This window comes from Hydrocarboniphaga sp. FW305-C-57, assembly GCF_058783045.1.
Map to the genome: position 1 here is coordinate 64,774 of NZ_JBYSYG010000009.1, position 12,512 is coordinate 77,285.

Sequence of the window (12,512 nt, forward strand, 5' to 3'; positions counted from 1 at the left end):
GCGCCGCGATTCTCTCGCGCCGTAGCGAAACCTACTCCGCCAGATTCACCGTCTGCGATTCGTTTTCGTCGACCGTCACCGAACTCTGCGCGAGGAACGCCAGGCCATCGTCGCTGCTCGGGTTTTCGCTGTCCGCGTTGCAGGTCAGCGCGAGCGTGTAGGTGCCGGCACTCAGGTACGGAAAGTCGTAGTAGAAGCTCGCGCCGTCGTCCGCGGTCTTGACGTCGGCCGCGGCCACCGGGCTTGCACCGGAATTGCGCTGATAGTCCTGCGGCGTGACGTTGGCGCCGACGAAGGCATACACGGCCGCGCCGGTGCCGAGCGTGCGGCTCTGCCGGCAGGCGGTGGAGCGCACGAGCTCGTCGTCGACGGTTCCGGTGATGCTCGCGGCGTGATCGGGATGCACCACGCGCAGCACCGGCGTCAGCGTGTAGTGCCCGTCGGTGGTCGTCGAAGCCTGCAGCGAGAAACGCGGTTCGAAGATGACGAGGCGCGAGCCGCTCTCGCCGTCGTCGAGCTCCATGTCCATATCGGCGAACGTCAGGTTGCTGCCGATGTCGATCGGATACGCCGCGCCGTCGCTCGTATACAGCGCCGAGCCTTCGCTCGAGAAGCGCAGCCGCAGCCCGGTGTAGCGGCCTTGCGCGACTTCGGCGCCGTCGACGAGCTGTAGCGTGTCGGCGTTGCTGTAGTCGAGCGCATCGATGACATCGTCGGCATCCGAATCGAGCTCGTGCTCGCTGCCGCCGTCGTCGAGCAGGTCGACACCTTCGACCGCGAGCTTGATCTGGTCGGCCTGCGCGTAGCCGGCACTCGCGAAATCGATGCTCGTGGAGGCTTCGCAGCCACACAGCAGAACGCCGACAAGTGCCAGTGCGCAGAATCTTTCAGTTCGCATAACGGTTCGCATAGGAGCGCACGGTGACGCTGTCCTCGTAGGTGTCGTCGTCGACCGTGATCGACGCGCTGACTTCGACATTGGCGTCGGTATTGGTCGTGGTGACTTCACCCGCGGTGTCGTTGCTGCCACCGAGCGTGAGCACCTCGGTATCGGCGCTCGTGAAGCCCACGTGGCGCGTCACCGGCATGACGAGGCCGTTGTCGAACGTGCCGATGGCCGTGAGCTGTCCGGTATCCGGGTAGGTGATGCGCAGATCGTCGGGCGCCAGCTGCAGATCGATCAACAAAGTGTCCTGCACCTGCCAGCGCTTGGTGGCGATCGTCAGGTCGAGCGGATCCAGCGAGAGTTCGATCCTGCCGCTGCCGACGCGATCGTCCGCCGTCACGTAATACGCGTCGTCGCCGAGCGCGGCTGCGATGTAATCGTCGTCGATCTCGTCGACCGTCATCTGCGTCGTCACGTTCTGGCGCGGAGCCGCGGCGTCGGCGAAGCTCGCGTAGACCGTGAACGACTCGGAGAATCCCTCGGGCAAGGCGACGACATCGGCTCCGCGCTCGTAATCGATCTGCAGCGCCTGCACGGGCGAGACGCGAAAACTCGTGCTGACCTCGCGATCGCATTCGGGCAAGCGGGCGACCAGGCGCAGGTTCTGGCCGCCGGTTTCCGAGTTCGCGTGCACGACCCCGGTCGCGCTGTCGACGTAAGCCTGCGATGTCGCCGGATCGAAGCGCCAGGCAGCCGAGGTGGTGATGTCCTGCTCCGGGCTGCCTTCGCTCAGAATGGCCTTGAGCACGAAAGCCTGGTCGAGCTTCGCGCCGATGTCGGTCAGGTCGGAATCGATGCGCAGGTCGCTCATCTCGCTGACGTCCACCGTGATCGCGGCATGGAAGTCGAGATAGCTCGCCGAGATCGTCGCGACGCCGGGCCTCAGCGCCACGATGGTGCCGACCGCGTAGACGGTTCCGTCGGGACTCGGGGTGGTCCCGTCGCTGACCAGCACCACCGACGGATTGTCAGACGACCATTGCGCGCGATCGTTGTAGATGCCGATGCTCTCGCCGCTGTCGCCGTCGAACACGACGTATGCGTTCATCTGCGTGCTCGTGCACTCGGCCATCTGCGCGGCTTCTTCCTCGGTGCTCGTGCCGAGGTACATGCGCGTGGGTTTCTGGCCTTCACCGACGATGTCCTTGGAGCAGCCGAACAGCAGCGCAGCCGCCACCGACAGCGCCAGAGCGACTGGCGCGAATCGAAGATTGATTTTCATTGGAGCCTATCGGCTACGTGCGTTCTGTAAGCGGTCCTCGTGCCGATCAATCCGGGAAGAACAGCACGCGGTGATTGCTGCGATCGGTCACGTACAGCACGCCGTTGTAATACGTGGCGCCGGTCGGTGAACTCAGCGTACGCGCGCTCGGCGTATCGTCGGTGGCGCCATCCTGATCGTCGTCGTTCGCGGTGCGCGCGCTCCACGAGTCCTGTCCGTACATCGACAAGGCGCTCGGACCGTTGGCGATCGGGAACGAATCGAATTCGATGATGCGGTTGTTGCCCGCATCGGCGATGTAGATGCGCGTGCCGTCCGAGGTGATGCCGTAAGGCGTGCGCAGCGAGCTCTGGCCGACGCCGGCGCTGGTGCGCGAGAAGTCGGTCTGGCCGATCACGTAGGTCGCATCGGCGCCGCTGCTGCGCGGAATCGAAGACCAGTACATCACGCGATTGTTGCCGCTGTCCGCGACGAGCAATTGAATGCCGTCGGTCCACAGGCTGGCCGGATTGGTGAGGCCGTCTTCTTCGTCGCCGGCGGTGCTGCTGGTGAAATCGATCTGGCCGAGCACGACGCTCGCCGCGACGCCGGTCGTATCCGGAACCGAGTTCCAGATCAGCACGCGGTTGTTGTACTGATCGACGACGAACAGCCTGTTGTTGGCGATGCTGGCCGACACCGGAAAGCTCAGCTGACTCGCCGTGGTGCCCGGATCGTCGCTCGTGAAATCGCTCTGGCCGACGACCACGTCGGGCGCGACGTTCGACGTCGGCAGGCTGTTCCAGATCAGCACGCGATTGTTGCCCGCATCGGCGACGACGAGGCGCGTGTCGGTGATCGAAACGCTCGCGGGCAACGCGAGCCTGGTCGCCGTGGTGCCGGAGGAATTGCTCGTGAAATCGCTCTGGCCGATGACGAAATCGGGCGCCTTCGACAGCGTGCTCGGAATGCTGTTCCAGCCGAGGATGCGGTGATTGCCGTAGTCGGCGACGTAGAACAGGCTGCCGTTGGTCGCGATGCCGCCGAGCGGCTGCGCGACACCGAGTGCATTGACCGAGCTGCCGGCGTTGGATGCGGAGCTCGTGAAGCTGGCCTGGCCGACCACCGAGAAAGCCTCGGGCATGTCGCTGTCTTCGTCGGAACTGCCGCCGCCGCAAGCGGACAAGGCGAATGTCAGGCACGAGAAAACGGTGGCGGCGCGACACAGTCGCAGAAAAGCGGATGGCATCGAGGGAACTCTCTTCATGTTGGGATCGTCACCGGACAAGCCGGTGGTGAACGCCAGACTAGGAGAGTGCCGGTTGAACAAGGGTTACGCCTATGCAACTTGCGGTAACGCTGTTCGAGCGCCGAGTGACAAGGCTGTATCAATGTAACGGCGCTGCCGAAGCGCGCGTGGCGTGGCCTCGGCCTCGCCCTGTAACGGCTTGATACGAAGGCGCTGCATCCAAGTGCGCCTGCGCGGCGCGGACTTGCGTCGACGTGCCGCGCGTCAGCTGATGCGAGGCACGATGAGCTCGACTTCGAGACCGCCGTTCGGATGATTGCGCAAGCGCAATTCGCCGCCCATCGATTCGACAAGATCCTTGGTGATCGCGAGCCCCAGTCCGGTGCCGCCGCTGTCGCGGTTGCGGCTGCTTTCGACACGGAAGAATGGCTCGGTGACACGCTTGAGCAGCGCCTCCGGAATGCCCGGTCCATGGTCGCGCACGCGCAGCGTCAGCGCGTCGCTGCCGTCGATCACCGCGAGTTCGGCGCAGCCCGCATAGCGCACCGCGTTCTCGAGCACGTTGGCGAGCGCGCGCTCGAGTTGCCCGGGGCGACAGCGCAAGGCGCGCGCGCGCCCTTCGAGCGAGACGTTGGCGCCGGTGTCCTGCAGGCGCTCGACGACGAGCGCCGCGAGCGCGTTGACATCGACGTCCTGCGACGGCTCGCCGCTGTGCGTTCCGCGCATGAAGGTCAGCGCCTCTTCGACGCGCTTCTGCAGCGTGCCGACGTCTTCGGCGATCGGCCCTTGCAGATCGTCGGGCAGCAAGGCCACGCGCAGCTGCAGGCGCGTGATCGGCGTCTTGAGATCGTGCGACATCGCGAGCAGCGCGTCGGCGCGTCCGTGCAGGAAGCGCAGCAGTCGATCCTGCATGCGATTGAACGCCGCCGCGGCGCGACGTATTTCGGGCGAGCCGCTTTCGGCGAGCGGCTCGCTCTCGACGTTGCGGCCGAGCTGCTCGGCCGCGCTCGACAATCGCGCGAGCGGCCGCATGAGCCACCAGGCGGCCGCCCAGACGATCAGCGCGGTGACGACGAAGATGGCGATGACGTACTGCCACGGCGGTATCCAGCGCTGCGGCCCGAAGGTCAGGCGGCCGTCTCCCGTCCGTTCGACGCGCGCGCGTCTCCAGCCCGCGCCTTCGTTGTCGCCGGCGTTGTTTAGATCGGGACGCAGTACCTCGGGACGCGGGCCGAGAAATTCGTCCTCGAACGGTCGCGAGTAATCGAAGCCCGGTTCGGGCATGAAGCGCGGCGGCGGCCGTGGTGGGCCGAAATCGAGTCCGGAGCGCAGCACCGAAACGGGCAGGGCGTCGCGCAGGATCACCATCGTGATCATCTGGCCGACGACGATCACCGGCGAGATCAGCAGCGCGACGCGCAATGACAGCGGTACGCGCTGATACAGCTTGCGCGGCAGCCGCAGCAACGAGTGCAGAAGCTTCATGCGCCGATGCTGACCTCGGCGGTGAGCACGTAGCCGCGATTGCGCACGGTCTTGATCAGGCGCGGTTCGCGGCCGTCGTCGGCCAGGCGGGCGCGCAGGCGCGAGATGGCGATATCGATGCGGCGTTCGAACGGATCGGCCGGGCGGCCGACCGTGGCTTCCATGATGCGATCGCGGCTGAGCACCTGGTTGGCGTTCTGCAACAGCAGCTCGAGCAGGCGGAATTCGAGGCTCGACAGCGGCACGATCGCCCCTTGCGGGTTGTGCAGTTCGCGGCGCACCGCGTCGAAGCTCCAGCCGTCGAAGCGCCAGCCGCGCGGACGCGAGGCCGGCGAGACGCCATTGTGGGCGGTCGCTGCGCCGGGCCCGCTGCTGGCCCGGCGCAGCACCGTGCGGATGCGGGCGACGAGTTCGCGCGGGTCGAAGGGCTTGGGCACGTAATCGTCGGCCCCGACTTCGAGACCGACGACGCGGTCGATCGATTCGCCGCGCGCGGTCAGCATGATCACCGGCGTGGTGCAGCGCGAGCGCAGCTCGCGGCAGATGGTCAGGCCATCGTCTCCGGGCAGCATCAGGTCGAGGACGATGAGGTCGGCCGGGGCCTGGGCCAGCGCCAGCTTGAGTTCGCGGCCGTCGGCGACGAGGCGCGTGGAGAAGCCGTACTGATCGAGCACCTGGCCCAGCAGCTCGCGGATCTGGCGATCGTCGTCGACGACGATGATGGAGGGACGCACGTTGGTCATGAACTAAGCATAGGCCGAGGACTGAGTCCCCATTCGACCGCGTTACCTTCGGTCGGTTGCCGAAAACTTCGGTTACATTCGCTTGACCCGCATGCGGCCGGTGGCCGCGATGGCCTCAAGCTGCCGAATCGCCCGTCATCTCGTATTGCCGATGCGCGCGGTCGAGCAGGCGGCGATTGTCGTGCTGCCACGGATGGAAGCTCGGCCGGAACCAGGCCAGCCAGCCCGGCAGGATGCGCAGGAACGGCCCCGGCTTGACGAACATGAAGCGCAGCAGGCGCAGCCAGCCGCCCCAGTCGCGACCCTGGCCGTCGGCTTTCACGAGCTTGATCAGGTAGCGCCAGCTGTACCAGGTGAAGAAGAACGAGGTGTCGAGCATCGCCAGGCAGCGGCGCAGCGTCGGCCTCCAGCCGCGGCCGAGCACGGCCTGGTAGACGTCGAAGGCCACGGCCTTGTGTTCGGTTTCTTCCATAGCATGCCAGCGCCAGAGCCGGCGCATCTGCGGATGCGCCGGGGCCAGCGCCTCGTCGTGGCGCAGCAGCTGGTCGGCCAGCAGGGCGGTGAAATGCTCGAGGCACAGCGTGATCGCGAGCCGGTGCTCCGGCGTGGTGATGCGGCGGATGAAATCGAGCCGGGCGAGCACGAAGGCTTCGAGCTCGATGGCCGGAACGCCCTGGGTGTCGAGCCACTCGTTGTAGCGGTGGTGCTCGCGCGAGTGGATCGCCTCCTGGCCGATGAAGCCGCGCACTTCCTTGGCGAGTTCGCTCTGCGGCGGAACCTGCTCGCGAAAGTGGCGCACGCTTTCGATGAAGAAGCGCTCGCCGTCCGGGAAGAACAGCGACAGTGCATCGAACAGCCGTGTGCGATGGCAGTCGCCGCCATGCCAGTGGCGAGGCACTTCGTCGAATTCGACGTGCAGGTCGCGGCGGACGATCTCGGGGGCGTTGAAGGCGTTCACGGCGGGCTCCGGATGAAAGCTCGTCCCAGTGTGCGCCCGATGGCGGTGCGGTGGAGTTGCTGCGGCGACTTTCGGGTGAGTCGCAAGGATCAAGTCGGAGCGGTAATCGGTACGGAGCACCAGCAAAAAGGCCGGAGCTTGTGGCTCCGGCCTTTCACGTGGCGCGCTTGCGAGCCGCGGCGTCGACTCGCGACGCTAGTTCCGCTTCATCGAGTCGAAGAAGGCCTCGTTGGTCTTGCTCTGCTTCATGCGGTCGATCAGCAGCTCCATCGCCGCGAGCTCGTCCATCGAATGCAGCAGCTTGCGCAGGATCCAGACCTTGTTGAGATCACGATCGTTCATCATGAGCTCTTCCTTGCGGGTGCCCGAGCGGTTGATGTTGATCGCGGGGAACACGCGCTTCTCGGCGATGCGGCGCTCGAGATGGAGCTCCATGTTGCCGGTGCCCTTGAATTCTTCGTAGATGACTTCGTCCATCTTGGAGCCGGTTTCGACCAGCGCCGTGGCGATGATCGTCAGCGAGCCGCCTTCCTCGATGTTGCGCGCGGCGCCGAAGAAGCGCTTCGGCTTCTGCAGCGCGTTGGCGTCGACGCCGCCCGACAGCACCTTGCCCGAGCTCGGCGCGACCGTGTTGTAGGCGCGGGCCAGACGCGTCAGCGAGTCGAGCAGGATCACCACGTCGCGCTTGTGCTCGACGAGGCGCTTGGCCTTTTCGATGACCATTTCGGCCACCTGCACGTGACGCGAAGCGGGCTCGTCGAACGTGGAGGCCACCACTTCGCCGCGCACCGTGCGCTGCATGTCGGTGACTTCTTCGGGACGCTCGTCGATCAGCAGCACGATCAGGTAGACGTCCGGATAGTTCGCCGCGAGCGACTGCGCGATGTTCTGCATCATGATCGTCTTGCCGGCCTTGGGCGGCGCGACGAGCAGGCCGCGCTGGCCCTTGCCGAACGGGGCGACGATGTCGATGACGCGCGCGGTGATGTCTTCGGTGGTGCCGTTGCCGCGTTCCATCTTGAACTGCTTGTCCGCGAACAGCGGGGTCAGGTTCTCGAAGCTGACCTTGCGCTTGGAGACTTCCGGCGGCTCGAAGTTGATCGTGTCGACCTTGAGCAGCGCGAAGTAGCGCTCGTTGTCCTTGGGACTGCGAACGCGGCCGGCAATCGAATCGCCCGTGCGCAGGTTGAAGCGGCGGATTTGCGAGGGCGACAGATAGACGTCGTCCGGGCCGGCCAGATAGCTGGAGTCCGGGCCGCGCAGGAAGCCGTAGCCGTCCTGCATGATCTCGAGTACGCCGTCGGCCATGATGTGGTCGCCACGCTTGGCGGCGTTGCGCAGGATGGCGAACACCAGATCCTGCTTGCGCGTGCGGGCGATGTTCTCGAGCCCGAGCGACTCGGCGAGTTCGAGCAGCTCGGCCGCGGTCTTCTTCTTGAGTTCGGGAATGTAGACGAGCTTGGGCGGCTCGGCCGGTTGCTGCGGCTGTTGGGGCTGCTGGTGCCGCTGCTGATTGTTCTGGTTGTTGCGATCGCCATTCCGATCGCCGTTTCTATCGTGATTGCGGTCGCCGCGATCACCGCGCTCGTTGTGGCGATCCTGGCGATGGTTCTGATGCCGGCCGCCGCCGTGCTGATTGCCCTGGCCGTTGTAGTTGCCGGGCTGCGGAGCGGAGGCTTCGGCGGGATCTTCGCCAGAATCGTCGCCGGACTGGGACAGATCGACGATCACCGGCTCGGCCGAGGCGTCCTGGTCGCCGCGTTCCTGGCGTTCCTGTGGGTAGCGCTCGAACCGCGGCCGCGATTCCTGCTCTTGCGTCGGCTGCTCATCGCCAGTCGGGGCGCCGGACGGCGCCTCCGGCTGGATCGTCACCACCACCGGCGGCTGGGAGTCGTCGTCGCCCGAAACGCGCGGCGATTGACCCTGCTCGTCCAGCACGACGTCCAGTGGCAAGCCCTCTTGGTTTTCGGGAGGGTTTGCGGGTTGGGCAGCCTTCGAGCTGCGGCGGCGGTGCTTCATCATGCGATAGGTTTTAGGCGACGTTTAAATGTGGGGTGACGAAGGCGGCGAGCTGAGCCTTGTGCACGGCGCCGACCTGAGTGGCTTCGGCCTTGCCGTCCTTGAACAGGATCAAGGTCGGAATGCCGCGAATGCCGAACTTGGGCGGCGTGGCCGGGTTCTCGTCGACATTGAGCTTGACCACCTTGAGCTTGCCCGCGTTCTCGGCCGCAACCTGCTCGAGGATCGGCGCGATCATGCGGCAGGGGCCGCACCATTCCGCCCAGAAATCGACCAGCACGGGCACGTTGGACTGGAGCACGTCCTTGTCGAAGGAGGCGTCGGTGACGGGGGAAATGTGTTCGCTCATGGCAATAACCTCGTGACGGAAGCTACGTTCCGGATGCGTTGCGGGAATCAACACAGTGGGGTCGATCACGCATCGATCAAGCGGGTTGCCGTGCAGGCACCGCGCAGGAACAGACGACGATTGTTATGATTCGGAAAGACAGGGGAAGCAACGCGACCGGAACTGTGCAAGCCCAGGCCTTGATGGCCGGTGAACACAGTGCGGGGATGCGTTATTTGATCCCATTCCCGGCGGCCTTGCAAGTCTAAGACGAGGGCGCCCAACCGGCACGATGCTGCGCTTCGCCGCAACGGTCGCCGACTACGAAAAAGCGCCAGCCCATAATGCAGCCCAATCATCTGTCCGACACCAGTTTCGCCTCGTTGGAACTTCATCCGCTGTTGCTGTCGAGCCTCGCCAAGCTCGGCTTCGACTATTGCACGCCGATCCAGGCGCAGACGCTGCCGCTGGCCTTGGCCGGTGCCGACATCGCAGGCCAGGCGCAGACCGGCACCGGCAAGTCGGCCGCCTTCCTGCTCGCGACGATGCAGCGCCTGCTGACGCAGCCGCGCGTCGGTCCCGAGGGACAGCCGCGCGCCTTCATCCTCGCGCCGACGCGCGAGCTCGCGGTGCAGATCCACACCGATGCGATGGGCCTGGGCGCCGACACCGGACTCAAGCTCGCGGTCTGCTACGGTGGCACCGGCTACGAATCGCAGCGGCAGGCGATCGCCGATGGCGTGGACATTTTGATCGGCACGCCCGGCCGGCTGATCGATTACTACAAGCAGGACGTCTACACGCTCAAGTACATCGAAGTGGTGGTGCTCGACGAGGCCGACCGCATGTTCGATCTCGGCTTCATCGCCGACATCCGCTACCTGTTCCGGCGCATGCCGGCGCCGGCGCAGCGCAAGAACTACCTGTTCTCGGCGACGCTGTCGCACCGCGTGCTCGAGCTCGCCTACGAGCACATGAACACGCCGACCAAAGTCGAGGTCGAGCCCGAGCAGGTCACCGCCGAGCGCGTGCGCCAGGTGCTCATGCACGTGGCCAACGACGACAAGCTGCCGCTGCTCGTTGGCCTGCTGCGCCATCACGCGCCGGTGCGCAGCCTGGTGTTCGTCAACACCAAGCGTGGCGCCGAAGAGGTCGAGAATACGCTCAAGGCCAACGGCTTCGAGGCCAGCACGCTGTCGGGCGACGTGCCGCAGAACAAGCGCCTGCGGCTGCTCGAGGAGTTCAAGGAAGGCAAGCTGCCGATCCTCGTCGCCACCGACGTCGCCGCGCGCGGCCTGCACATTCCGGCCGTCACGCACGTCATCAATTACGACCTGCCGCAGGACGCCGAAGACTACGTGCACCGCATCGGCCGCACCGCGCGCGCCGGCCAGAGCGGCGATGCGATCTCGCTCTGCTGCGAGACTTACGTCTATTCGCTGCCCGAAATCGAGAAGTACATCGGCAACCGCATTCCGGTCGAGCAGCCGCCCGAAGAGTGGATGCCGCAGGATTTCGTGCGCGTGAAGCGCAGCTCGTCGTCGTATGGCGGCGGGCGCCGGCCCGGCGGTGGTGGCCCGCGTCGCTCGGGTGGCGGTGGCGGCGGTGGTCGTCGCCGTCGCTGATCGATCGCGGCGGTGAGCGCCTTGCAGCTTCTTCGGCCGAACTGGAACGCGCCGCCGCGCGTACGCGCGGCCAGCACGCTGCGCATCGGCGGCGTTAGCGCCGGACCCTATGCAGGCCTGAACCTCGCGCAGCACGTCGGCGACGATGCGGCGGCCGTTGCGGCGAACCGGGCTCTGTTGCGAAAGGCCCTGAACCTGCCGGGCGAGCCGGCCTGGCTCGAGCAGGTGCACGGCACGCTGGCCTTGCCGGCGGACCAAGCTTCGCCGGGCTGCAAGGCCGATGCCTCGTGGACTGATCGGACCGGTTCGGTTTGCGTGGTGATGACGGCCGATTGCCTGCCCGTGCTGTTTTGCGATGAGGACGGCCGATGCGTGGCGGCCGCGCATGCGGGCTGGCGCGGCCTGGCCGACGGCGTGCTGCAGTCCACCGTCGCGCAACTGCCGGCCGAGCCGCGCAAGCTCATGGCCTGGCTCGGTCCCGCGATCGGACCGAGCGCTTTCGAAGTCGGCCCCGAAGTGCGCGCGCGTTTTCTCGATCAGGATGCGGCGCTCGAATCGGCTTTCGAGCCCTCGGCCCGCGCGGGTCACTACATGGCCGATCTCTATGCGCTGGCCCGCGCGATCCTGCGTCGCGCCGGCGTCGGGCGCGTGAGCGGCGGCGATCGCTGCACGCACTCGGAAGCCGAGCACTTCTTCTCGTTTCGCCGCGACGCCCGCTGCGGGCGCATGGCGAGCCTGATCTGGTTGCAGGACTGAGCGAGCGGTGCCGGGCACCGGTGATCGTGGAAACGCATTGTCGCGTCTCTGTGGCAATCGGCCCTGTGCCCGAATAGTCTTATGCTCGCCGCTCACCGCCGGCTCGACCTTCGCTTCGGGCCGTCAGAATCCTAATTAGGCTCCGTCGAGGAGCTGTGCTTGAGAGGGGATGTTGATGAGTCCGAAGCTCAAGGCGTTGGCCGTGTCGGCCGCGTTGTCGCTGGGTCTGCACACTTTGTTCGTGCAGGCGCAGGACGATTCCGGCGGCGCCTCCTCCGGCGAGGAAAGTTCGGCGCCCGCCGCTCCGGTCAAGCCGCGGCCTTCCGAACTGCTCGTCCGCGCTCCGCTGCGGGCGGCGCTCGACATGGTCAACACCGGCAAACACCTGGTCGCCGTCGGCGAGCGCGGGCACATCCTGGTTTCGAACAATGGCGTCGACTGGGCGCAGGTCGCGGTGCCGGTACGTGCGACGCTCACCGCGCTGACCTTCATCGACGAGCAGAACGGCTGGGCGGTCGGGCACGACGCCACCATTCTGCACACGAGCGACGGTGGCAAGACCTGGCGCCTGCAGAACTTCGAGCCCGAGAAGGAGCAGGCATTTCTCGACGTGCTGTTCGTCGATGCGCAGAACGGCTACGCGGTCGGTGCTTTCGGCCTGTTCTACGGCACCACCGATGGCGGTGACAACTGGGCGGAGGTCGAAGCGCCGGCCGTTCGCGAAGAGGAACTCTACTTCCACAGCATCGCCAAGCTCGGCGACGGCAGCCTGCTCGTCGCGGGCGAAACCGGCATGCTCGGCGTCTCGACGCCCGATCGCTCGAGCTTCAAGCGATTGACCTCGCCGTACGAAGGCACTTTCTTCGGCGCGCTTCCTTATAAGGAGAAAGGCGCGATCGTGTTCGGCCTGCGCGGCAACGTCTACGTGTCGGACGACGTCAACGCCGGCAACTGGCAGAAGCTCGAAACCAACACCATCGCCTCGTTCTTCGGCGGCAGCCTGCTCGCCGATGGCCGCGCCTTGCTGGTCGGCTCTTCGGGCGCGGCCTACCTGATCGACCCGGCGGCGAAGACGGCCAAAGCGATCGCCACCGGCCTGTCGTTCTCGCTGACCAGTGGCCTTCAGTTCAAGAACGGCGTGCTCGTCTCGGGCGAGCGCGGCCCGCATCTGATCGCCGCCCAGCTCAACTAAAGAACCAGAA

The 12,512-nt window shown here is 66.1% G+C and carries 11 protein-coding genes; 3 read left to right on the top strand and 8 right to left on the bottom strand.

Annotated features, from left to right (window positions below):
• Nucleotides 1–31: 31 nt before the first annotated feature.
• The 8 genes from AC3WUM_RS17680 to trxA all read right to left on the bottom strand — a co-directional run bounded on the left by AC3WUM_RS17680 (nucleotide 32) and on the right by trxA (nucleotide 8,950).
• Nucleotides 32–898 carry a DUF4382 domain-containing protein gene (locus AC3WUM_RS17680; RefSeq protein WP_492411820.1) on the bottom strand — a complete coding sequence of 289 codons (867 nt, stop codon included), beginning with the start codon at nucleotides 896–898 and terminating at the stop codon, nucleotides 32–34.
• A complete protein-coding gene (locus tag AC3WUM_RS17685) occupies nucleotides 888–2,168 on the bottom strand; it encodes a hypothetical protein (RefSeq protein WP_492411821.1) in 1,281 nt (426 codons plus the stop codon). The genes AC3WUM_RS17680 and AC3WUM_RS17685 overlap by 11 nt, the downstream gene beginning before the upstream one ends.
• A 46-nt stretch (nucleotides 2,169–2,214) precedes the next feature.
• Entirely contained in the window at nucleotides 2,215–3,414 is a 1,200-nt protein-coding gene (locus AC3WUM_RS17690) for an NHL repeat-containing protein (protein WP_492411823.1), read from the bottom strand.
• Between the two features lie 246 nt (nucleotides 3,415–3,660).
• Complete coding sequence (locus AC3WUM_RS17695; RefSeq protein ID WP_492411824.1) at nucleotides 3,661–4,881, bottom strand: ATP-binding protein; 1,221 nt, start codon at nucleotides 4,879–4,881, stop codon at nucleotides 3,661–3,663.
• Nucleotides 4,878–5,624 (bottom strand): response regulator, encoded by a 747-nt coding sequence (locus AC3WUM_RS17700; RefSeq protein WP_492411826.1) that lies wholly within the window; start codon nucleotides 5,622–5,624, stop codon nucleotides 4,878–4,880. Before AC3WUM_RS17700 ends, AC3WUM_RS17695 begins: the two co-directional genes overlap by 4 nt.
• A 115-nt stretch (nucleotides 5,625–5,739) precedes the next feature.
• Entirely contained in the window at nucleotides 5,740–6,582 is an 843-nt protein-coding gene (locus AC3WUM_RS17705) for a metal-dependent hydrolase (protein WP_492411828.1), read from the bottom strand.
• A gap of 195 nt (nucleotides 6,583–6,777) precedes the next feature.
• A complete protein-coding gene (rho, locus tag AC3WUM_RS17710; protein ID WP_492412012.1) occupies nucleotides 6,778–8,313 on the bottom strand; it encodes a transcription termination factor Rho in 1,536 nt (511 codons plus the stop codon).
• A gap of 301 nt (nucleotides 8,314–8,614) precedes the next feature.
• On the bottom strand, nucleotides 8,615–8,950 hold the full coding sequence (gene trxA / locus AC3WUM_RS17715) for a thioredoxin TrxA (protein ID WP_492411830.1): 336 nt from the start codon (nucleotides 8,948–8,950) through the stop codon (nucleotides 8,615–8,617).
• Between the two features lie 323 nt (nucleotides 8,951–9,273).
• Between trxA and AC3WUM_RS17720 the strand changes: the two genes are divergently transcribed.
• The 3 genes from AC3WUM_RS17720 (at nucleotide 9,274) to AC3WUM_RS17730 (ending at nucleotide 12,502) form a co-directional block, all read left to right on the top strand.
• On the top strand, nucleotides 9,274–10,554 hold the full coding sequence (locus AC3WUM_RS17720; protein WP_492411831.1) for a DEAD/DEAH box helicase: 1,281 nt from the start codon (nucleotides 9,274–9,276) through the stop codon (nucleotides 10,552–10,554).
• A gap of 21 nt (nucleotides 10,555–10,575) precedes the next feature.
• Entirely contained in the window at nucleotides 10,576–11,310 is a 735-nt protein-coding gene (pgeF, locus tag AC3WUM_RS17725) for a peptidoglycan editing factor PgeF (RefSeq protein WP_492412014.1), read from the top strand.
• A 175-nt stretch (nucleotides 11,311–11,485) separates the two neighbouring features.
• The gene (locus AC3WUM_RS17730) at nucleotides 11,486–12,502 is read left to right on the top strand and encodes a WD40/YVTN/BNR-like repeat-containing protein (protein WP_492411833.1); all 1,017 of its coding nucleotides are present in this window, start codon (nucleotides 11,486–11,488) and stop codon (nucleotides 12,500–12,502) included.
• Nucleotides 12,503–12,512: the final 10 nt, after the last annotated feature.